This is a genomic window from Polynucleobacter victoriensis, assembly GCF_900187875.1.
GTDB classification, from domain to species: Bacteria; Pseudomonadota; Gammaproteobacteria; order Burkholderiales; family Burkholderiaceae; genus Polynucleobacter; species Polynucleobacter victoriensis.
Map to the genome: position 1 here is coordinate 357,148 of NZ_FYEX01000002.1, position 21,922 is coordinate 379,069.

Annotated in this window: 21 protein-coding genes and 1 tRNA gene; 10 read left to right on the forward strand and 12 right to left on the reverse strand. The window is 43.8% G+C overall.

Features of this window, described 5'->3' with window-relative positions; translation table 11 throughout:
- Position 1: 1 nt before the first annotated feature.
- Both rdgB and hemW read left to right on the forward strand, forming a co-directional pair.
- On the forward strand, positions 2-625 hold the full coding sequence (rdgB, locus tag CFR83_RS08135; protein WP_088813559.1) for an RdgB/HAM1 family non-canonical purine NTP pyrophosphatase: 624 nt from the start codon (positions 2-4) through the stop codon (positions 623-625).
- Positions 619-1,782: a radical SAM family heme chaperone HemW gene (hemW, locus tag CFR83_RS08140; protein ID WP_088813560.1), complete on the forward strand. Its 1,164-nt coding sequence runs from the start codon at positions 619-621 to the stop codon at positions 1,780-1,782. Before rdgB ends, hemW begins: the two co-directional genes overlap by 7 nt.
- A gap of 39 nt (positions 1,783-1,821) precedes the next feature.
- Here hemW and CFR83_RS08145 read toward each other — a convergent pair.
- Positions 1,822-1,911, reverse strand: a tRNA-Ser gene (locus CFR83_RS08145).
- 85 nt (positions 1,912-1,996) lie between these two features.
- On the opposite strand from CFR83_RS08145, the gene pgi reads away from it, so the two are divergent.
- Both pgi and CFR83_RS08155 read left to right on the forward strand, forming a co-directional pair.
- Positions 1,997-3,454, forward strand: coding sequence for a glucose-6-phosphate isomerase (pgi, locus tag CFR83_RS08150; RefSeq protein ID WP_088813561.1), 1,458 nt, complete (start codon positions 1,997-1,999; stop codon positions 3,452-3,454).
- A gap of 13 nt (positions 3,455-3,467) precedes the next feature.
- Entirely contained in the window at positions 3,468-4,871 is a 1,404-nt protein-coding gene (locus tag CFR83_RS08155; RefSeq protein WP_088813562.1) for a phosphomannomutase/phosphoglucomutase, read from the forward strand.
- A 102-nt stretch (positions 4,872-4,973) separates the two neighbouring features.
- Here the strand turns inward: CFR83_RS08155 and panD are convergent, their stop codons facing one another.
- Positions 4,974-5,342, reverse strand: a complete 369-nt coding sequence (gene panD / locus CFR83_RS08160) for an aspartate 1-decarboxylase (RefSeq protein WP_088813563.1) — start codon at positions 5,340-5,342, stop codon at positions 4,974-4,976.
- 96 nt (positions 5,343-5,438) lie between these two features.
- Between panD and CFR83_RS08165 the strand changes: the two genes are divergently transcribed.
- Positions 5,439-5,786, forward strand: a complete 348-nt coding sequence (locus CFR83_RS08165; RefSeq protein ID WP_088813564.1) for a bactofilin family protein — start codon at positions 5,439-5,441, stop codon at positions 5,784-5,786.
- A gap of 20 nt (positions 5,787-5,806) precedes the next feature.
- Positions 5,807-6,235: a bactofilin family protein gene (locus tag CFR83_RS08170; RefSeq protein WP_165765068.1), complete on the forward strand. Its 429-nt coding sequence runs from the start codon at positions 5,807-5,809 to the stop codon at positions 6,233-6,235.
- 88 nt (positions 6,236-6,323) lie between these two features.
- Here CFR83_RS08170 and CFR83_RS08175 read toward each other — a convergent pair whose 3' ends face one another.
- Entirely contained in the window at positions 6,324-6,752 is a 429-nt protein-coding gene (locus CFR83_RS08175; RefSeq protein ID WP_088813566.1) for a bactofilin family protein, read from the reverse strand.
- A 114-nt stretch (positions 6,753-6,866) separates the two neighbouring features.
- Here CFR83_RS08175 and nadA point away from each other — a divergent pair, with 114 nt between their 5' ends.
- Both nadA and nadC read left to right on the forward strand, forming a co-directional pair.
- Positions 6,867-7,979 (forward strand): quinolinate synthase NadA, encoded by a 1,113-nt coding sequence (gene nadA / locus CFR83_RS08180; RefSeq protein WP_088813567.1) that lies wholly within the window; start codon positions 6,867-6,869, stop codon positions 7,977-7,979.
- A 31-nt stretch (positions 7,980-8,010) separates the two neighbouring features.
- Positions 8,011-8,868, forward strand: a complete 858-nt coding sequence (gene nadC / locus CFR83_RS08185; RefSeq protein WP_088813568.1) for a carboxylating nicotinate-nucleotide diphosphorylase — start codon at positions 8,011-8,013, stop codon at positions 8,866-8,868.
- Between the two features lie 18 nt (positions 8,869-8,886).
- Here the strand turns inward: nadC and nadB are convergent, their stop codons facing one another.
- Together nadB and CFR83_RS08195 are read right to left on the reverse strand one after the other, a co-directional pair.
- A complete protein-coding gene (nadB, locus tag CFR83_RS08190) occupies positions 8,887-10,500 on the reverse strand; it encodes an L-aspartate oxidase (protein ID WP_088813569.1) in 1,614 nt (537 codons plus the stop codon).
- Between the two features lie 22 nt (positions 10,501-10,522).
- A complete protein-coding gene (locus tag CFR83_RS08195; protein ID WP_088813570.1) occupies positions 10,523-12,130 on the reverse strand; it encodes a peptide chain release factor 3 in 1,608 nt (535 codons plus the stop codon).
- Positions 12,131-12,264: 134 nt separating this feature from the next.
- Between CFR83_RS08195 and CFR83_RS08200 the strand changes: the two genes are divergently transcribed.
- Entirely contained in the window at positions 12,265-13,086 is an 822-nt protein-coding gene (locus CFR83_RS08200) for a class I SAM-dependent methyltransferase (protein WP_088813611.1), read from the forward strand.
- A gap of 24 nt (positions 13,087-13,110) precedes the next feature.
- On the opposite strand, the gene ygiD is transcribed toward CFR83_RS08200, so the two are convergent.
- The 5 genes from ygiD to CFR83_RS08225 all read right to left on the reverse strand — a co-directional run bounded on the left by ygiD (position 13,111) and on the right by CFR83_RS08225 (position 18,797).
- Positions 13,111-13,896, reverse strand: coding sequence for a 4,5-DOPA-extradiol-dioxygenase (gene ygiD / locus CFR83_RS08205; protein WP_088813571.1), 786 nt, complete (start codon positions 13,894-13,896; stop codon positions 13,111-13,113).
- Positions 13,897-13,990: 94 nt separating this feature from the next.
- Complete coding sequence (locus CFR83_RS08210; RefSeq protein ID WP_088813572.1) at positions 13,991-14,272, reverse strand: HU family DNA-binding protein; 282 nt, start codon at positions 14,270-14,272, stop codon at positions 13,991-13,993.
- Positions 14,273-14,466: 194 nt separating this feature from the next.
- Entirely contained in the window at positions 14,467-15,777 is a 1,311-nt protein-coding gene (gene serS / locus CFR83_RS08215; protein ID WP_088813573.1) for a serine--tRNA ligase, read from the reverse strand.
- 28 nt (positions 15,778-15,805) lie between these two features.
- Positions 15,806-16,486, reverse strand: coding sequence for an outer membrane lipoprotein periplasmic chaperone LolA (lolA, locus tag CFR83_RS08220; RefSeq protein ID WP_088813574.1), 681 nt, complete (start codon positions 16,484-16,486; stop codon positions 15,806-15,808).
- Position 16,487: 1 nt separating this feature from the next.
- The gene (locus tag CFR83_RS08225; protein ID WP_088813575.1) at positions 16,488-18,797 is read right to left on the reverse strand and encodes a DNA translocase FtsK; all 2,310 of its coding nucleotides are present in this window, start codon (positions 18,795-18,797) and stop codon (positions 16,488-16,490) included.
- A gap of 51 nt (positions 18,798-18,848) precedes the next feature.
- Between CFR83_RS08225 and trxB the strand changes: the two genes are divergently transcribed.
- Positions 18,849-19,802: a thioredoxin-disulfide reductase gene (trxB, locus tag CFR83_RS08230; protein ID WP_088813576.1), complete on the forward strand. Its 954-nt coding sequence runs from the start codon at positions 18,849-18,851 to the stop codon at positions 19,800-19,802.
- Between the two features lie 67 nt (positions 19,803-19,869).
- Here trxB and glnK read toward each other — a convergent pair whose 3' ends face one another.
- A complete protein-coding gene (gene glnK, locus CFR83_RS08235) occupies positions 19,870-20,208 on the reverse strand; it encodes a P-II family nitrogen regulator (protein WP_088813577.1) in 339 nt (112 codons plus the stop codon).
- 55 nt (positions 20,209-20,263) lie between these two features.
- Entirely contained in the window at positions 20,264-21,880 is a 1,617-nt protein-coding gene (locus tag CFR83_RS08240) for an NAD+ synthase (RefSeq protein ID WP_088813612.1), read from the reverse strand.
- Positions 21,881-21,922: the final 42 nt, after the last annotated feature.

The window sequence follows — 21,922 nt, forward strand, 5'->3', positions numbered from 1 at the left end:
CATGCCAAGCAAGAAAATAGTTTTAGCCTCCAATAATGCGGGGAAAGTGAAGGAGTTCAACGCCTTGCTATCCCCATTAGGTATTGAAGTTATATCTCAAGGCTTGCTAGGCATCCCTTCCTGCGAGGAGCCCTTCCCAAGCTTTGTTGAGAATGCAATCACCAAAGCAAGACATGCAAGCAAATTAAGTGGCTTGCCAGCACTTGCTGACGATTCTGGCATTTGTGTAGATGCTCTTGGTGGCTTACCTGGCGTTTTATCAGCCCGTTTTGCACTGAGTGATCAGAAGAAAGATCCTTCAGACGACGATAACAATGCTTTACTGATTAAAAAATTAACGGGCGTCAGTCAACGCAGCGCACACTTCACCTGCACCCTGGTCTATCTAGAGTCAGCTGATGATCCAGAGCCATTAATTGCAGTTGGTAAATGGCATGGGCAAATTATTGAGAGCCCCAAAGGCCAATCAGGATTTGGTTACGACCCACTCTTCTTTGTTCCTGAGTTAGGCAAGACAGCTGCCGAGCTCAGCGCCGAAGAAAAAAATAGTGTGAGCCATCGCGGCACAGCACTTAAGAAACTGTTACTAGAGTTACAACAAAGAATCAGCCCACCCTCATGCTGAGCTCTTTACCGCCCTTATCGTTATACGTTCACATACCTTGGTGCATTAAGAAATGCCCCTACTGTGACTTTAATTCTCATCAAATCAAGGATGGGGATACTTATGGGCAATGGTTTGACGAAAAGAGATATCTCGAAGCATTAAAACTAGACTTGCAAAGTGTGTTGCCTAAAGTTTGGGGTCGCAGAATACACACGATTTTTATTGGTGGCGGCACACCTAGTCTTTTGTCCCCTGCCGGCTTAGATCAACTCCTCTCAGATATACGAGCTTTGTTGCCAGTGAACGCTGATGCTGAAATCACCATGGAAGCAAACCCTGGCACTTTTGAAATCGAGAAATTTAAAAGCTTTGCCAATAGTGGTGTTAATCGTATTTCTTTGGGTATCCAAAGCTTCAATGATGAAAAGCTCAAAGCTTTAGGTCGCATCCATGATGCTGCCCAAGCAAAAAAGGCGATTAGCTCAGCCATGGATTTATTTGATCAAGTCAATATTGATTTGATGTATGCATTACCAAACCAAACAGTGTCCGAAGCTATCGCAGACCTTGATATCGCACTGTCCTTTAATACTGCTCATCTCTCGCTCTACCACCTGACGCTCGAGCCCAATACATTGTTTGCCAAGTACCCACCGGTACTACCTGATGACGATAGTGCTTTTGAGATGCTCGATGTATTAATGGACAAGTTAAAAGCCAGCGGCTTTGAACGCTATGAGGTTTCGGCCTATGCCAAGAATGGGCAACGTTGCCAACATAATTTGAATTATTGGCAATTTGGCGATTACATCGGTATTGGAGCAGGAGCCCACGGCAAGATTTCCGCTCACAATCAAATTGCTAGACAAACCAATGAACGCCACCCTGAGACCTACATGCAAAAGATGTTTGCCGATGGTCATGCATTAATTGAAGAACGATTATTGAGCAAAGAGGATCTACCTTTTGAATACATGCTCAATGTATTAAGGCTGGTTGATGGTGTACCAACCCCCCAATTTCAGGAAAGAACTGGCTTAGATTTGGCACAAATCAATGGCATGCTCGAAAAAGCTCTAGCCAAAGGACTGCTAGATGAAGACCCCAGAACCATCAAACCGTCACCATTGGGGCTTCAGTATCTGAACGATTTACAGATGCTGTTCCTGAAATAAAAAACCTCCCAAGCATTGCTGCAGGGAGGTTTTTGGTATTGGCGGAAGCTGTGAGATTCGAACTCACGGAGGACTCGCATCCTCGGCAGTTTTCAAGACTGCTGCATTCAACCACTCTGCCAAGCTTCCAAAACAGCCGTGATTATAGAGGTATCTGAAACCGACTGTCGATTTTTTTCACTTTTTCGTCATTTGAAGTTGTTAAAATTCATAAATGTCTAAATTAATTAGCGCTGTAGACCTGACTCTAGATACGGCATATCAAACAATCAACGATGCAGATTGGCATCAATTAATTGATATGGCCAAAGAGCGTGGCGTCTTTGAAAGACGCGATGCGATCTTCTCAGGTAACGCTATTAACCAATCTGAAGGGCGCGCAGCACTTCACCCAGCTCTACGTAACTTATCAGCCACCCCGATGATGGTGAATGGGGAAGATGTTATGCCTTTGGTCAAAGGCGTATGGCAACGTATCGAAGGCTTCTGCAACCAACTGATTGGCATTACCGATGTAATTTGTCTAGGCATTGGTGGCTCAGATTGGGGTCCACGCCTGGTATGTGACGCTCTTTATCAAATTAACCCACAAGATGGCAAAGCCATTCGCTTACATTTTGTTGCTAACGTTGATAGCGCCGAACTAGCGACCGCACTGGCAAAAGCCCAACCACGCAGCACGCGCGTTTTAATCACTTCTAAAACATTCACAACGCTTGAGACAATCAGAAACGCTCAAACGGTAATTAATTGGCTAAAACTTTATCAAGTTAGTCCTTCACAACTTAAAAAGTGCTTGATTGGCATCACAGCCAATCCAGAAGCTGCAGAAGCGTTTGGGATTGCCCCAGAAAATATTTATCCATTTTGGGATTGGGTGGGTGGTCGCTTTTCAGTATGGTCTGCCGTAGGATTTCCGATTGCAATCAAGTTTGGCTTTAATACATTCAAACAATTCTTAGCCGGCGCACATGCAATGGATCAGCATTTCTTGAATGCCCCCGCCGAAGAAAATATGCCATTAATTTTGGCGCTGACATTGATACACAATCAAAAGCGTCATGGCATTACAGCAAAAGCTATTGTGCCGTATGCACACGCCCTAAGATTTTTGCCAGAATGGTTGCAACAATTAGAGATGGAGAGTCATGGTAAGAGCGTGACGATGGATGGAAAGTCATGCGACCCAACTTCTCCTGTTGTTTTTGGTAGCGCTGGTAGTAACTCTCAACACAGCTACTTCCAGATGTTGCATCAAGGTACGCAAATCATTCCAGTCGACTTCATTGCTGTTAAAGAGCCAATGAGCGACCTACCCGAGGCAAAAGAACATCACCAATCACTAGTCGCCAATTGCTTGGCACAAGCACAAGCACTTGCTAATGGTTCAGAGGTGCAAAATGCCTACGACTCATGCCCAGGCGGCCGTCCAAGTAACCTAATTTGGCTACCTAAGTTGGATGCCTATCACCTAGGCGCCCTATTAGCACTGTATGAACATCGCGCCATTTGCTTGGGGGCTATTTGGAATTTAAATAGCTTTGACCAACCAGGCGTTGAATTAGGCAAAAAATTAGCCAAACCAATCCAAGCCGCCCTCAGAGGTGAAAACCCATCGCTTGATGGCATTGATGACATTACTGCCGCTCGGATCAAGTGGCTCAACAATTAACTTTTACAACCCCATGCAACTATCTCCCTCGATTTTTAAAGCGTATGACATTCGTGGTGTTATTGATAAAACATTAGACCCCAGCATCGCCAAATTAATAGGTCAATCATTTGGTAGCGCCATGCGTGAGATGGGTGAAACCATCTGCGTTGTGGGGCGTGATGGTCGTTTATCTGGCCCATCTCTGATGGCAGGTCTGACTGAAGGTCTTTTGTCAGTTGGTGTCAATGTGATTGATTTGGGTGTGGTTGCAACACCGATGGTGTACTTCGGCACAAACATCACGATTGAGGGTCAGCAAGCCAAATCAGGAATCATGATCACTGGTAGCCATAACCCTCCTGATTACAACGGCTTCAAAATGGTTTTAGGTGGCTCAGCTATCTACGGCGATCAAATCCAAGCCTTACGCGAACGCATTGTTGAGAAGAACTTTGCAAGTGAACAAGGCACTCGCTCCGAACACAATATTTTTCCCGAATACCTACAGCGCATTGTGGGCGATGTAAAACTCAAACGAAAAATCAAAATTGCTGTTGACTGCGGTAATGGCGTGGGCGGTGCATTTGCTGGCAGACTATTTAGAGAATTAGGTTGTGAAGTAGAAGAGCTATTCTGCGAAGTAGATGGCACATTCCCCAACCATCACCCAGACCCGGCTCATTTAGAAAATCTGCAAGATCTCATCAAGAATCTACAAACTACTGATAATGAATTAGGTTTGGCTTTTGATGGAGATGCTGATCGCTTAGGTGTTGTCACTAAAACTGGTGAGGTTATTTTTCCAGACCGTCAAATGATGCTCTTTGCCAAAGATGTTTTATCTCGCAATCCTGGCGCACAAATTATTTACGACGTTAAATGCACACGCAACTTAGCGACCTACGTTAAGCAACAAGGTGGCGTGCCCTTAATGTGGAAAACTGGTCATTCATTGGTTAAAGCAAAGCTCAAAGAAACTGGGGCACCTTTGGCTGGTGAAATGAGTGGTCATATTTTCTTTAAAGATCGTTGGTATGGTTTTGATGATGGTCTATATACAGGTGCTCGCCTTCTAGAAATCTTAAGTGCCGAGCAAGACCCTAATGCCACACTGAATCAATTACCAAATGCTATCTGCACACCCGAATTGCAAATGCCTTGCGCCGAAGGTGAAGCATTTACATTGTTAGACAAAATTAAAGCGGAAGTAGCTAAAGGTACTCAAGCTACTTTTGAAACGGCAGTATCAGTGAACACCATTGATGGTGTACGCGTTGAATATGCAGATGGCTTTGGTCTAGCCAGACCATCCAATACAACACCCATTGTGGTGATGCGTTTTGAGGCCGACACTCAAGCAGCTATCGAGAGAATCCAAGCCGAGTTTAAAAAGGTTTTCTTGGCAGTTAAACCCGATGCCAAGATGCCGTTTTAATGGCTCTTTGAAAGTTTGTAGAACCATCCTGTGGGATATAAAACAAAAGGCAGCCAAGGCTGCCTTTTTTATCGACCACTCATCACTAATGATTAATTTGAGTTAAATCGTAATTTTTTTGATTTCTTTAATTTTGTTCTTTTCATCTACCAAAATCACTTTAGGGATGAATGTCTTCGCATCAGTCTCAGTCATTGAGCCATAAGTACAAATAATCAATAAATCACCCACGTGCGCCTTACGTGCTGCAGCACCATTTAATGAAATCGCGCCAGAACCTCTAGCAGCTTTGATGATGTAGGTGGAAAAGCGTTCGCCATTATTGATGTTGTACAGCTCAATACGCTCGAACTCACGCATATCGGCGGCATCCAATAGATCCTCGTCGATTCCACATGAACCCTCATACTCCAAATCGGCCTCTGTTACCGTTACACGGTGCAACTTGGCGCGCAACATCACTCTTTGCATAAATTTCCCTCCGGGTGCGGATTCTACCTTGATAGACTGTCATTCGCTGTAAAATTTGGTACGTATGACAATTAATTCTAATTTTTAAGGGTTTTTATGGCTGATAACAATCAAAACGGTTGCCTAACAGTAGGCGAAGGCGTCAAATTAACAGGTACTTTTGTTGTACCAGACATTGCCTCTATTTCTGGCACTATTGAAGGCGAATTAACAGCTCGCGAAATTCTAGTAGGCAGTACTGGCGTACTTAAAGGCAAAGTGACTGCTGAAGTAGTTGATGTGCGTGGCGAAATCCATGACAACCTATCAGCCAAAAAATCACTATTTATTCGCTCAACAGGCAAGGTGATTGGCACTGTTCAATACGCAGAAATCGAAATTGAAAAAGGTGGCGACCTACAAGGTAACCTTCTTAAATCTGACAGCGGCTATAGCGCATCTTAAGTTATTGCTAGGGAATGAATATGTTCGGTAAAAAAACAGATAACGAAACTCCAGAGTTAGAAGCAGAACAAGTCGAATCAAACGAAGCGACTGAAGAAAGCTTGGGTTTAGATGCACTACCTACTCAAACAACTCCAAGTTCACTAAAACCATCCATCATCAGTGAAGGCTTTGAATTTACTGGCGATATGAAATCTGGCGGTTCAATTACAGTAGATGGCACATTTAAGGGCAACTTATCTGTGCAAACATTGTTAATTGGTGCCAATGGTTATGTTGATGGCACAGTCAGTGCTGACAACATCAACGTTAAGGGCCGTTTGGCTGGCACAGTAACTTGTCGCGATATCGTGATTGGTGGCAGAGCCACAGTTGATGGCGCAGTAACTTACACAAGTATCACCATTCAGCGTGGCGGTACAGTGAAGGGTGATTTAAAGCGCAAGTAATTAGCCCTTTAAATAAAAAGGCTCACGATTTAATCTGTGAGCCTTTTTTAATTATTGAATGAAATACTATTTATATCTATTTGCTAAATTAACGTCGATCTTGGACTGCACGAATTAAATCTGATGCTTGATTGGCAGTTTTCTTATCAATACCCTGAATCACTAAACCAACCACCTTGGCACCATGCTCGATACCGATTGAGCCGTATGTAACATCCCCTCGCACTTGTGCTGTTTGATGAAATTCAACGCGCTCAGTGGCATAAATATTACCTTCCACTTTTCCAGCAACCATAACGCGGTAAGCAAAAATATCGCCAACTACCTCACCACTCTCACCGATGGCTACAGTAACTTTTGAATTATCTTCACATTCAATATTGCCAACCACCTTACCGTCAACGCGCAAGCTATCACCTACGACCATACGACCGTAGATTTCTGATGATTTACCAATCAATGTATCGAACCGTTCATTGGTAGGTAAAAGCAATGATGTCTTACGCTTGCCAAACATATTGAATCTCCATAGATGCCCACATTTTAAATCCTTTTGATTAACTCTAGACTTTTCTACCTAAATAACAATTAGCTTTCAGGTTAATTAAGAAAATTGCCTTAATATTCATACATGAACAAAGAATTATTTGATTACCCCAAACAAGACGCCTCCGGCGCTACTTGTATCGCTCAAGCATGGGCAAAAGTGCCAGAATCCTTGAGCAAAGAAGAAAAATCTCAAACAATTCAAGCAATTAAGTCTGAGCTACAAAAACAAAATGCTGTTTTAGTAGCTCACTATTATGTTGATGGAGATATCCAAGATCTAGCCTGGGAAACTGGCGGCATGGTGGCCGATTCTTTGGAAATGGCTCGTTTTGGTAAAAATCACCCAGCGCAAAAACTTATCGTGGCTGGCGTGAAGTTCATGGGCGAAAGCGCCAAAATACTCAGCCCAGAAAAAACAGTTCTCATGCCTGATCTAGATGCAACCTGCTCACTGGATTTGGGTTGCCCATCTGACGACTTTGAAAAATTCTGTGATGCACATCCCGATCGTGAAGTGGTGGTTTACGCCAACACCAGTGCCGCTGTTAAAGCCAGAGCTGATTGGATGGTTACAAGCTCATGCGCTTTAGCCATAGCCCATCATCTTCATCAACAGGGCAAGAAAATATTATGGGCACCTGATCGCCATCTTGGTAGATATATACAAGATCAAACTGGTGCTGACATGTTGCTATGGGAAGGTCACTGCATCGTGCACGACGAGTTCAAGGCGATTGAACTAGAAACTTTAAAAAAGAAGCATCCTGAGGCTTTAATTTTGGTTCACCCAGAATCACCAGAACATGTTGTTGAGTTAGCTGATGTAGTGGGCTCGACTTCAGCCATGATCAAAGCTGTAGTTGAAGGAACTGCTCAAGAATATATCGTTGCAACAGACAAAGGAATTTTGCACAGAATGCGCCAATTGGCACCTGGCAAAACTTTGATAGAAGCGCCGACTGCCGGCAACAGTGCCACCTGCAAGAGTTGCGCACACTGCCCGTGGATGGCAATGAATGGTCTCAAGGGCATACTTCATTGTTTGACTCATCAATCTGGAGAAATTTTGATTGACTCTTCTATTAGCCAAGATGCCAGCCGTTGCATTGAGAGAATGCTCAAGTTCACAGCTGACCACCCTGATTTGTTAGCAAAAGCGCAACATGGCTTTGTTAAAAATATCGGTGCTGCTTAATAAAAAAATATTCCAAATTTAGAAATTATTTATGTTTGACTATAACGAATCACTCGAACAAGCGCGTCAACGCAATATCAACGATGCTCTTTTGGAAGATATTGGCAAAGGTGATTGGACTGCCATGCTCGTGCCTGATGATGGCACCGTTTCAGCCAAGCTGATTGTGAGACAAGAAGCTGTTTTGTGTGGTCAAGCATGGTTTGAGGGATGCCTAAAAAAATTAGATAGCTCTGCTCAAGTTAAATGGTCTTATGACGAAGGTGATTTGATGCAAGCAAACACCACTGTTTGTGACATCGTTGCCAAACCAAGAGCGCTATTGTCTGCAGAACGTCCTGCGATTAACTTTTTACAAACACTCTCTTGGACTGCCACGATTACAAGAGAGCATGTCAAGGCCATTGAAGGAGCTAGCCCCAATCCTAAAGGGTGCGCAGTATTGGATACCCGCAAAACTATTCCTGGACTGCGCCAAGCTCAAAAATATGCAGTGACAGTTGGCGGGGGTAAGAATCAACGCTTGGCTTTATGGCATGGTATTTTGATCAAAGAAAATCACATTGCTGCAGCAGGCGGCGTTTCTGCAGCCATGAAAGCAGCCATTGCACTGAACTCAGGCGTAGATATTCAAATTGAAGTTGAAAACATGAGTGAACTTCAAGAAGCTCTATCAGCTGGCGCAAAAAGTATTTTGATTGATAACTTCAGTCTTGATCAGATGCGTGAGGCTGTTGCCGTCACTAAAGGCGCGGCATTGCTTGAAGCTTCTGGTGGTGTGAGCTTAGATCAACTGAAACACATCGCAGCCACTGGCGTAGATCGCATCTCGATTGGTAAATTAACCAAAGATGTTATTGCTGTAGATTTTTCTTTACGCGTGCAATGATTGATTGCCGCTTGGCAATCAATGGCGATTTAGCGGCGTCAAAATCGTAGGGTATGAAACTGTCCAGCTTTGTGGATAGTCACGACTGTAATGCAGTCCACGACTTTCTTTACGCATCAATGCAGAGCGCACAATAAGTTCAGCACAACTTAGCAGATTGCGAAGCTCTAATAAGTCTCTTGTCACTCTAAAGTTAGCGTAATACTCTTGCACTTCACTTTGAAGCAGTTCAATGCGATGCAGCGCTCTCTCTAAACGACGATTGGTTCTTACAATGCCCACATAGTTCCACATCAATAAACGTAGCTCGTCCCAGTTATGAGAAATCACCACACTCTCATCCGCATCTTCCACACGACTCTCGTCCCAAGCAGGAACTTCTGGCATATCTTTAAATGGGTGCTGGTTAATTTGTGCTGCCGCTGACTTACCAATCACCACGCATTCCAACAAAGAATTGCTAGCCAAGCGATTGGCTCCGTGCAAACCTGTATAGGTTGCCTCACCCACTGCATACAGGCCTGGTAAATCTGTCTTACCCTCTAAATCTGTTACAACACCACCACAGGTGTAATGCGCTGCTGGCACAACAGGAATAGCTTGTTTAGAAATATCAATACCTAAAGCAGCACAACGAGCATAGATGGTTGGGAAATGTTCTTTTAAGAAGGTCTCACCTAAATGAGTTGCATCTAGCAACACATAATCAAGACCATGCTTTTTCATTTCAAAGTCAATGGCACGGGCAACGATGTCTCGTGGAGCTAATTCTGCACGCTCATCATGAGCTGTCATAAAGCGTGTGCCATCTGGCAACTTTAATTGCGCACCTTCACCGCGCAATGCTTCTGTAATTAGGAAGGTTCTGTCTTGCGGGTGATACAAGCAAGTTGGATGGAATTGCACGAATTCCATATTACCCACACGACAGCCTGCGCGCCATGCCATGGCAATACCATCACCAGTAGCTGTCTCAGGATTGCTGGTATAGCGATAGACCTTACCCACACCACCAGTAGCTAATACCACCGCAGATGCAGGAATAGTCTCAATCTTGCCAGTAGCAATATCTAGGGCATAAACACCATAACAACGATTGGGATGCTTATTTTTTTTATTTTTTAAATGATGGTTGGTAATCAAATCCAAAGCCATCCAGCGCTCTAGCAACTGAATATTCGGATGAGCCTTGGCTTGATCTAATAAAACCTCATGGATTGCCTTACCAGTAGCATCTGCGGCGTGAGCAATACGTCGATGACTATGACCGCCTTCTCGCGTCAAATGAAGACCCTTGGGGCCCGCAGGATCGGTCGTAAATGGAACGCCTTGGTCAACCAACCAATCAATTGCATCCGCGCTTCTCTCAGCGATATATCTAGCGGTTGATTCAACGACTAAACCAGCACCAGCCTCAACGGTGTCTCTCACGTGAGCATCAACACTGTCTTGCTGATCAATCACACCTACTATGCCGCCTTGTGCCCAAGCCGTTGCTGACTCCGACAAGCCCCTCTTAGCCATGATGATGACCTGACGATTCTTTGCCAATTCAAGTGCGACTGTTAAACCAGCCAAACCAGCGCCAATAATGACGACGGGCAAAGAATCAGAGGTGCTAGTTTTTGACATAAGTAGATATTAACTTGAATACTTAACTAAGTTTGCTAGCGTGTTCTCTGGTCTCATGGAAAACAATTTGAGGCCAACGCTCTTGGGTCACTCTTAAATTAACCGCAGAAGTTGCTAAATATGCCAAGTTTTCGGCAGCATCAATGGCTAACTGGTGACCAGCCGATGAATTTTGAAAATCAGTCATGATCTTCTTGTCATCGCAAGTAACCCAACGAGCACAGTTAATGCTGGCTGTTTCGAAAACAGCATCTACGCCGTACTCATTCATCAAACGGCTGGCAACCACCTCAAACTGCAAAGCTCCCACAGCACCTAAAATTAAGTCACTGCTATTAACGGGCTTAAATACCTGCACAGCACCCTCCTCACCCAACTGTTGCAAACCTTTTTGCAGTTGTTTAATTTTCATCGGGTTACGAATACGTGCCACCCTAAAAAAGTCAGGCGCGAAATAAGGGATGCCAGTGAACTGCAATGCCTCACCTTCAGAGAAGCTGTCACCAATTTGCATGTTGCCGTGGTTCGGCAAACCAATAATGTCACCTGCGTAAGCCTCTTCAACCTGCTCACGACTAGATGCCATAAATGTCACTACGTTCGATACCTTCACATCCCGATTAATTCGCAGATGATTGATCTTCATGCCGCGCTCAAACTTACCTGAGCACACTCGCAAAAACGCAATCCGATCTCGGTGAGCCGGATCCATGTTGGCCTGAATCTTAAATACAAAGCCGCTGAATTTCTCTTCGCGAGGATCCACTGATCTAACTGTGGCATCACGCTCTCTTGGCCCTGGCGCCCAATCTAATAGCGCATTCAGAATCTCACGAACACCAAAGTTGTTAATCGCTGAACCAAAAAATACAGGGGTTTGCAAACCACCTAAGAAACGCTCTAAATCAAATGGATGCGATGCACCTTGCACCAACTCTACTTCCATTTTTAATTGCGCCATCTCATCAGGGAACATTTTATGAAGCTCAGGATTATCAATCCCCTTCATGACCTGAAACTCTTGATCAGCACGGTCATTACCCGCTGCAAACAATAAAATTTCATCATTGATCAAGTGATAAACACCACGGAAATTCTTGCCCATACCAATGGGCCAAGTCACCGGTGCACACTCAATTTTTAATACCGACTCCAACTCATCCAAGAGCTCCATCGGGTCTCTTGTTTCACGGTCCATCTTATTAACAAAAGTAATAATTGGGGTGTTACGCATGCGACAAACATTGAGCAACTTGATTGTTTGCTCTTCCACACCCTTGGCCGCATCAATCACCATGAGCGCAGAGTCAACTGCAGTCAACACACGATACGTATCTTCAGAAAAGTCTTGGTGACCTGGGGTATCCAATAAGTTCACTACGTGATCACGGTACTCAAACTGCATGACGGAACTCGCAACAGAAATACCACGCTGCTTTTCAATTTCCATCCAGTCAGAGGTGGCGTGTCTACCGCTTTTACGAGCTTTCACGGTGCCCGCCAATTGGATGGCTCCCGAGAACATCAATAGTTTCTCGGTTAAGGTTGTTTTACCGGCATCAGGGTGAGAAATAATGCCAAAAGTCCTACGTCTTGCGACTTCGCGGACAATATCATTGCTGTAATTCATAGGCTTTTCAATCAAATAGCCCTATAGTTTAGTTTAGACGAGCCAAACAGGCATTAATTGAGTGTGTATTTAGAATATTGGAGGGTTATTGAGCCCTTTTCATACGGTAGAGCAAAAAAGTGACAAAAAAAGATATAACTGACCAAAAACACGAGATTAGGCCTACTCAATCAATTGAGCTACTCAAGGAATTACACATCCTCACCCGAGACGGCAAACTCAATCAAGATACCAGGCGCAAACTCAAGCAGGTTTACCACTTAGTTCAGTTCATTGAACCTTTACTCAAAGAAGTTCTCGCAAAAAAAGATCACTTATCGATTGTCGACCATGGCGCTGGCAAGTCTTATTTGGGATTCATTCTGAATGACTTGTTTTGCAAGTTGCAAAGTCAGCCATCCACTATTTACGGTATTGAAGTTCGTGAAGAGCTGGTTAAGAAATCTCAAGAGTTGGCAGCACGTTTAGATTTTAAAAATATGTCTTTTCTGCACTTAAGCGCAGAAGACTCCCTGCAGTCTGATTTATTACCAGATGAAATCGATGTCGTGACAGCTTTACATGCGTGCAATACCGCCACGGATGATGCCATTCGCTTTGCATTAACCAAGAAAGCTCAGCATGTTGTTTTAGTGCCTTGCTGCCAAGCAGAAGTTGCTGCCACCCTCAGAAAAATAAAAGCTCAATCACTTAAAAATGAGCTCTCTGAAATTTGGCGCCACCCCATACATACACGAGAGTTTGGTAGTCACATCACCAACGTATTGCGCTGCCTACAATTAGAGTCTCACGGCTACGATGTTACGGTCACAGAATTAGTAGGATGGGAACATTCTATGAAGAACGAATTAATCATTGCCACGCAAAAGAATTTGCCAGGCAAAAAAGCCCGGGACAGAAAAACTAAGCTTTTGGAAGAGATTGGTTTAAGTAGCCTAGAAGAACGGTTTGCTTAGCTCGCTTAGAGTAGCTTAGTTAACTTAACCGAATTTAAATGAGAGCATGCTAATAGAACCAATATCAATCCCATCGGTGATGATCTCAATAGCATCTTCACTGTCTTGCAGGCCCAAAGCGTACATAGCAGGCCAGTAATGCTCCCAGGTAGGGTTAGAGATCAAAGCATCTTCCCCAAATAGCTCTGGATTAATGAGAGCATCATGACGCCCAGCAAGTAACTCAGTCTTAAAAAAATCATTAAAGCGAGTTGCCCATGGATACAGCTGGTTACCCGAAAAATCAACCAATCTCAAGTTATGAACCACATTGCCACTAGCGGCAATTAGGATCCCTTCTTCTCGCAAACCCTTTAATTCTTTTGCGAGCTCATAATGCTCTTTTGAGCTTAATCTCATATCTAAGCTTAGCTGCACAACTGGAACATCTGCGTTGGGATACACACTTTTTAGTACCGCCCATGTACCATGATCCAAGCCCCAATCCTGGTGATCTAACTCAACGTTTCGACTGGTCACAAGCTCCTTCACTCGCTTTGCCAATCCTATACTTCCTGGCGCCGGGTATTGCACGTCAAAAAGTTTTTGTGGAAAACCACCAAAGTCATGAATAGTTTCAGGATATTCCATAGCGGTCACTGAAGTTCCCTCAGTCAACCAATGCGCCGAGATGGCTAAGATGGCCTTGGGCTTAGGCAAGGATTTGCCCAATTGTTCCCATGCTTGAGAATAAATATTGGATTCAATGGCGTACATCGGATTGCCATGCCCTAAAAAAACTACAGGCATTTTTTTAGAATTTGATTTCATGGGATGATTGTCCATGAAATTGCCTAATCTGTAGAAAGTCTAGGCAATAAAAAAGGCTGCCTAAGCAGCCTTTTTTATTCTCACGAATGAGGAATTACTTGCGCTTGTTAACAGCGTCTTTAAATGCTTTACCAGCTGTGAACTTAACTGTTTTAGCAGCTGCAATCTTGATTGCTTCGCCAGTTTTTGGGTTACGGCCTGTACGTGCAGCACGCTTGCCTGAACCAAATGTACCAAAACCGATCAATTGAACTTTGTCACCTTTAGTAACTGCTTTAATGATTGTCTCGATTGATGTGTTTAAAACACGTTCTGCAGATGCTTTAGAAATGTCTGCATCTTTTGCAATTTTTTCTACTAATTCAGCTTTATTCATTATTAACCTTTCAACATTGAAACTGGGAATATATACAAAGGATTTTTAATTTTTTAAAAAACTAAGAACCTTTGTATTGCTTGTATTAAAGCACAGAATCTACCTGTGAGCCAGTATTTATATGAATATTTAGGGTTTAACCTATGCCCCATCTTGGTTCGAGGCAAAGTGTTCTAAAAAGAGTCAACAATTCATTAAATTGACATGATTTGAAGACCGCCCATGTATGGCTGTAATGCCTTAGGCACTTTAATGCTACCGTCTGACTGTTGATTATTTTCTAAAATAGCCACAGCGGTTCTACCCACGGCTAAGCCTGAACCATTGAGCGTATGCACCAATTCGGGTTTTGCTTGCCCTGTCTTAAAGCGAGCCTGCATGCGCCTAGCCTGGAAGTCACCCATATTCGAACAAGAACTAATCTCTCTGTATGTGTTTTGCGCTGGCAACCAAACTTCTAAGTCATAAGTTTTAACACTACCAAAGCCCATATCACCGGTGCACAGCAACACTTTTCTGTAAGGCAGTTCCAATTGTTGCAAGATAGATTCAGCATTCGCAGTCAACGCTTCCAAAGCATTCATAGAATCTTCAGGTTTGGTGATTTGAACCAACTCAACTTTTTCAAATTGATGCTGACGAATCATGCCGCGAGTATCACGTCCATAACTACCTGCCTCAGATCTAAAGCACGGTGTATGGGCCACAAATTTTTTCGGCAACTGATCTGCAGCAGTAATGGTGTCACGCATTAAGTTGGTGACTGGAACTTCTGCCGTTGGAATTAGATAAAAGTTTTCGTAGCTAGCCTCAACAGACTCATCCTGATCGTCGCCACCTACTTTACGGGGTACTTTGAATAAGTCAGCCTCAAACTTTGGTAACTGACCCGTACCTCTCATCGAATCAGCATTAACAATAAAAGGAACATACACTTCGCTGTAACCAGACGCGATATGGTTATCCAACATAAATTGAATCAAGGCTCTATGTAAGCGCGCCATATGACCATGCATCACAGCAAATCTAGAGCCGGTGATTTTGGCAGCATTATCAAAATCTAAGCCTAGCGGAGTAGCTAAATCAACATGGTCTTTCACTTCAAAATCAAATTGACGTGGCTGCCCCCAACGCAATACCTCTTGATTACCTGATTCATCTTTACCAGTTGGCACAGACTCATGAGGAATATTCGGAATACTCATCAAGAAATCATTTAATTGCGCTTGAAGCACAGTTAATTTTTCAGTCAAACTTTGTAGCTCTTGATTAACCACGCCTGATTCAGCAATTTCAGCACTAGCGTCTTCGCCTTTGCCTTTTTTCATACCAACAGCTTTAGCTAACTGATTGCGCTTAGCTTGCAACTCTTCCGTACGACTTTGAACTTGTTTACGCTCAGACTCTAAGGATGTAAATTGGCCTTTATCTAAGATAAATTTTCGATCTGCCAAACGACTTGCCACGGCATCAATGTCTTTGCGTAAAAGCTGAATATCAATCATGTGATTCTCAATACTATTTTTGTTTGTCTTATTGGACGTTTAAAACGTCTGCACCTGGCGGCGGATTAAATTTAAATACTTCCGCCCCCAAATTGCCATTAATACGAATTTTACTCAGGTTAATCAAAGTGATCGTACCAAAATTGTCGTGTAGCTCTAAGCCAGCTGGCAAACCATTAACCATACCAACACCAATACGACTGTATGGGATGTCTGCAGTAGTTCTCTCTGCTCCATCTGCTCTAGGCTTTAACTCCAGCCAATACATGCCGCCCTTCTCACCACCCGGAATCAATTCAAAGCGCTCATCAATAGCAACCTGACCAAATAAGATGGCAGCCGGACTGGCACTTAAACTTTTACCAGCAGGTCGAATTGTTAACTGATTGAGGTCTTTATCCCACAACAAAAGTCGTTGCCCATCAGCAATCACTTTTTGCTCAAAAGGCTTGATGGTTTGCCAAACGAATTTGCCAGGCCGTTCAAAAACAAAACGGCCTTGGCTTTTTTTGAGAACTTTAGGTTGGGCCTCACCAGATCTTGGCGGTCTAATTTGTTGCTGGGAGAATTCGCCTTCAGCATTTTTTACATTAGCAATAAATTCTCTAAATTGTGTAATGCCTTCATCAGCCATTGCTGATTGGGTAAAAGTTGTGCCAAACACAACTACCAGCAAAATGCTTTGCTTAATTAGCTTCAGAAATGACATCTTAGTTATCGCTAGAGCCACGTACCAAGATGTCACGATTGCCGTTACTACCCATCTTTGAAACTAAGCCAGCACGCTCCATGTCTTCTAATAATCTAGCGGCACGGTTGTAACCAATTCTCAAGTGTCTTTGCACCAAAGAAATTGAAGCGCGTTTGTTTTCTAAAATAATGGCAACCGCTTGATCATAGAGAGGATCCGCTTCACCACTGGCCGAAGCCTCACCACCAAAACCACTATCACTCTCAGATTGAGGCTCTAAGATTGATTCGATGTAATTTGGTTCGCCATGCTTTTCTTTTAACCAAGTGACCACGCGATGCACTTCATCGTCAGTAACAAAAGCACCATGTACACGAATAGGTAGACCAGTACCTGGCGCCATGTACAACATATCACCCATACCAAGCAGGCTCTCAGCACCTTGCTGATCAAGAATCGTACGGCTATCAATTCTGCTACTTACTTGGAAAGAAATACGTGTTGGCACGTTTGCTTTAATCAATCCGGTGATGACATCCACGCTAGGACGTTGCGTTGCCAAGACCAAATGAATACCGGCAGCACGAGCTTTTTGCGCGATACGCGCAATCAACTCTTCAATTTTCTTACCAACGACCATCATCAAATCAGCCAACTCATCAATGATGATCACGATGACTGGTGCTTTATGCAATGGCTCAGGATCATCTGGCGTCAAGCTAAATGGGTTATATAAATACTCACCTTTGGCTTCAGCATCAGCAATTTTTTTATTAAATCCTGCTAAGTTACGAACGCCAAATTTACTCATTAACTTGTAACGGCGATCCATCTCAATCACAGCCCAATTAAGAGCGTTATAAGCTTGTTTCATGTCCGTTACTACTGGGCACAATAAATGTGGGATGCCTTCATACACCGACATTTCCAACATCTTTGGATCAACCATGATCAAACGAACTTCATCTGCCTTTGCCTTATAAAGCAAAGACAGAATCATTGAGTTAATACCCACTGATTTACCAGAACCAGTTGTACCAGCCACCAAGCAGTGTGGCATTTTTGCCAAATCAGCAACAACCGGTGCACCAGCAATGTCTTTACCCAAAGACATGGTTAACAACGATGTGTTGTCGTTATAAATTCTTGAACTGAGAATCTCAGTTAAATGAACAGCCTGGCGATTAGGGTTAGGCAACTCAAGACCCATACAAGTTTTACCTGGGATGGTCTCCACCACGCGCACACTCATAACACCTAAAGCACGCGAGAGGTCTTTTTGTAAATTAACAATCTGACTACCTTTCACACCCATTGCTGGCTCAATCTCATAACGAGTGATAACAGGGCCAGGATGTGCTGAGATAACCTTCACCTCAATATTGAATTCTTTTAACTTTCTCTCGATCAATCGAGAAGTGAACTCAAGCGTGTCAGCAGAGATTGTTTCCTTAACTGGCGGCACTGGGTCTAAGAGCGATAGAGGTGGCAACTCAGAATCTGACATGTCAGCAAACAAAGGTTGTTGCTTCTCACGCTCAACACGCTCACTCTTCACAACTGTTAAAGGCGCTCTAATAATCGGCACTGGAGGCAACTCTTCAATCTTGACGCGTTCTTCTTCTACGATTTCTTCGCGCTCTTCTGCAGCTTGCTCACCAATACGACGATCTTCCTCAGATTCGCGGCGCTCGCGGATGCGCATAAAACTTAATTCTAAGAATCGACCCACTTGTTCTGCGAGTGTTAACCAAGAGAATCTTAAGAATAAAGACATACCAATTGCCAAAACCACTAACAACACCAAAGTGGCACCCGTGAAACCGATTGCCATCTGCAATGGGTCGCCAAGCAACTCACCCAAAACACCACCAGGAGGTCTTGGTAAATCCATGGTCATGCTGTGCATACGGATAGATTCCAAAGCCATGCTTGAAACCATGGTCAAGGCAAAACCTAAAAATCTTGGCAAGAAAGGCTCAGGCTCGAGCTCATTGCCTGGTAATTTTGCTGCGGTCAGTTCTTGCCAACCTCTAACGGCACGTTTTAAGAGCAGAATCACCCACCAGTAAGCTGATGCACCAAATACGTAAAAGAGAATATCGGCTAGCCAGGCACCTAAACGACCACCTATATTTGAAATATTTGCCACCTGATTGGCATGAGACCATGCTGGGTCACTTTTGCTGTAACTAGCTAACACCGCAAATAAAGCCAATGTCAGAGCCATGAAGGCAATCCACTTGACTTCACGCATAAGCCTAGTCAAACGGGTATCAGGACCTCCTACAACTGGAGGGCGATTTTGAGGGGTTGCAATTCTAGCCATGTTCTCCTGATTGTAATCAACAAGAAACGTTCAAAGTCTTATAATTGAAAAATGACTACAAAAAACTCTAAACACGCAAAAGTACTCATTTTGGGATCTGGTCCTGCAGGCTACACCGCAGCTGTTTATGCAGCTCGGGCTAATTTAGACCCCGTTCTTATTACTGGTATCGCTCAGGGCGGTCAATTGATGACCACCACAGAGGTAGAAAACTGGCCAGCAGACCCAAATGGCGTGCAAGGTCCAGAATTAATGCAACGCTTTTTAGAGCATGCAGAACGCTTTAAAACAGAGATTGTCTTTGACCATATTCATACGGCGGCTTTGACTGAGAAGCCTATTCGCTTAGAAGGTGATGCGGGCACGTATACCTGCGACTCACTAATTATTGCTACAGGCGCCTCTGCCCAGTATTTGGGATTACCAAGTGAAGAAGCCTTTATGGGTAAAGGCGTTTCTGCGTGCGCCACTTGCGATGGCTTCTTTTACAGAAACCAAGATGTGTGCGTGATTGGCGGCGGCAATACTGCTGTTGAAGAAGCACTCTACCTAGCTGGTATTGCTAACAAAGTAACGGTGATTCATCGCCGTGACAAATTCCGCGCAGAACCGATTTTGATTGACCGCTTGATGGCCAAAGTAGCCGAAGGCAAGGTAGCAATTGAATGGAATAGCCACTTAGATGAAGTATTGGGTGACAACACTGGCGTGACTGGTGTGCGCATTGCCAATGCCAGTGGTGAGAAAAAAGATATTGCGCTCAAAGGCGTCTTCGTAGCGATTGGCCACAAACCAAATACGGATTTATTTGTGGGTCAACTTGATATGGAAAATGGCTACCTCAAAACCAAAACTGGTTTGGTGGGTAATGCTACTGCCACCAATATCCCAGGTGTATTTGCCGCAGGTGATGTGCAAGATCACATCTATCGCCAAGCAATCACAAGTGCTGGCACAGGCTGTATGGCCGCACTTGATGCGCAGCGTTACTTAGAGACCCTGTAAGTCAGTTACGCTGGATAAAAATAAAGCCCAGACTAGTCTGGGCTTTATTGTTTTAGAAGGCAGCTAATTAGATAGCTGATTCGTTAGTCTCACCAGTTCTAATACGAATTACTTGCTCAACAGCTGTGACAAAAATCTTGCCATCGCCAATCTTGCCTGTATGGGCAGCTTTCACAATCGCATCAATCACTGCGTCAACGCGGTCATCAGCAACCACTACTTCAACCTTGATCTTAGGTAAAAAATCAACAACATACTCTGCGCCACGATAGAGCTCAGTGTGACCTTTTTGACGGCCAAAGCCTTTTACTTCAGTCACTGTTAAACCTGTAACGCCTAACTCAGCCAAACCTTCACGAACCTCGTCTAGCTTAAATGGCTTAATGATCGCTGTAATTTGTTTCATATTCATCTCCTAATAAATTTGATGATACCTAAAATTAGTCAATCCATCTAAAAAATTAAGCTCTGAACTTATTGGTGATTGGATAACGCCAATCTCTACCAAAAGCTCTTTGAGTGATTCTGACCCCAATAGGTGCTTGGCGACGCTTGTACTCATTGATCTTAATTAAACGCGTAACCTTTTCAACATCATCAGCAAGGTAGCCTTTTGCAATGATCGACTCAATGGATTCGTCTTGCTCCATATAAAGACCCAAAATAGCATCCAACACATCGTATTCCGGCAAACTGTCTTGGTCTTTCTGGTCAGGTCTTAATTCTGCTGAAGGAGCTCTGGTCAAAATACGCTCAGGTATGACTGGCGCTATTGAATTTCTGTAGTGACACAAGCGATAGACCAAAGTCTTAGCAATATCTTTGATCACCGCAAAACCACCTGCCATGTCACCATACAGAGTGCAATAACCTACTGCCATCTCACTCTTATTACCGGTAGTTAAAACAATACGCCCCGACTTGTTTGACATCGCCATTAACAAGGTGCCTCGCACACGCGCCTGAATATTCTCTTCAGTCGCATCCACAGGCAAACCTTTGAATTCAGATGCCAGGGCACCATCAAACGCATCAACCATCGGTGCAATAGTGATTTCGTCATACTGAACACCCAAGTTATCAGCCATTTGCTTGGCATCAATCCATGAAATGTCGGCGGTATAGCGTGATGGCATCATCACTGCGCGAACCTTATCGGCACCCAAAGCATCCACTGCAATCGCTAGCACCAGCGCAGAATCAACACCGCCAGACAAACCAATAATGGCTCCTGGAAAACCATTCTTACCCAAATAATCTTTGACACCCAGAACCAAAGCATCATAGACCTGGGCTTCAATAGAACTTGGTGCAGTTATGTCAGTTTTAACAAGATCAGAGTTTTTATATTCAATAAAAGCTAAGTCTTCTTTAAAGTGTGGCATCGCTAGCGCGAGTTCGCCATTTTTGCTCAATGCAAAGGAAGCGCCATCAAACACCAACTCATCTTGTCCACCTACGGCATTCGAGTAAATCAGCGGTAAGCCTGTTTCAAGGACTCTGGCTTTTGCAACATCTTCACGCAGATACTGCTTTTCCAAATGGTATGGAGAGGCATTAGGAATGACCAATAATTCTGCGCCATGATGCTTGGCTTGAGCAGCAGCTGATGCATGCCAAGCGTCTTCGCAAATAATCAAACCAACTTTAGTGCCATCAATTTCAAAAATGCAAGGCTCAGTACCCGGAACAAAGTATCTAACCTCATCAAATACTTCATGGTTAGGTAGTTTTTGTTTGGCATAAGAGGCAACGATTTCTCCGCGATACAAAACACTTGCCACGTTTTGCAAGCCAGCATCCGTACGCTTAGGATGCCCAACAATCACCCTTAAATCAGGGTATGCCGCTAAAGTTTTTGTCAAAAGTGCTAATTGCTGGTCTACCGCCTGAATAAATGCATCCCTTAAGAGTAGATCTTCAGGAGGGTACCCAGTCAGCGATAACTCAGGCGTTAGCAAGAGTTTGGCGCCCTTGGCACTAGCCTGCTGGGCAGCTTTGGCAACGAGATCAGCATTCTTGGGTAAATCACCAAGAACCGGATTAGATTGAGATAAGGCAATAAAAAACGGAGGCATAGGAATCATTATCCCATTGCCTCCGTTTGGAGTCAGCAGACT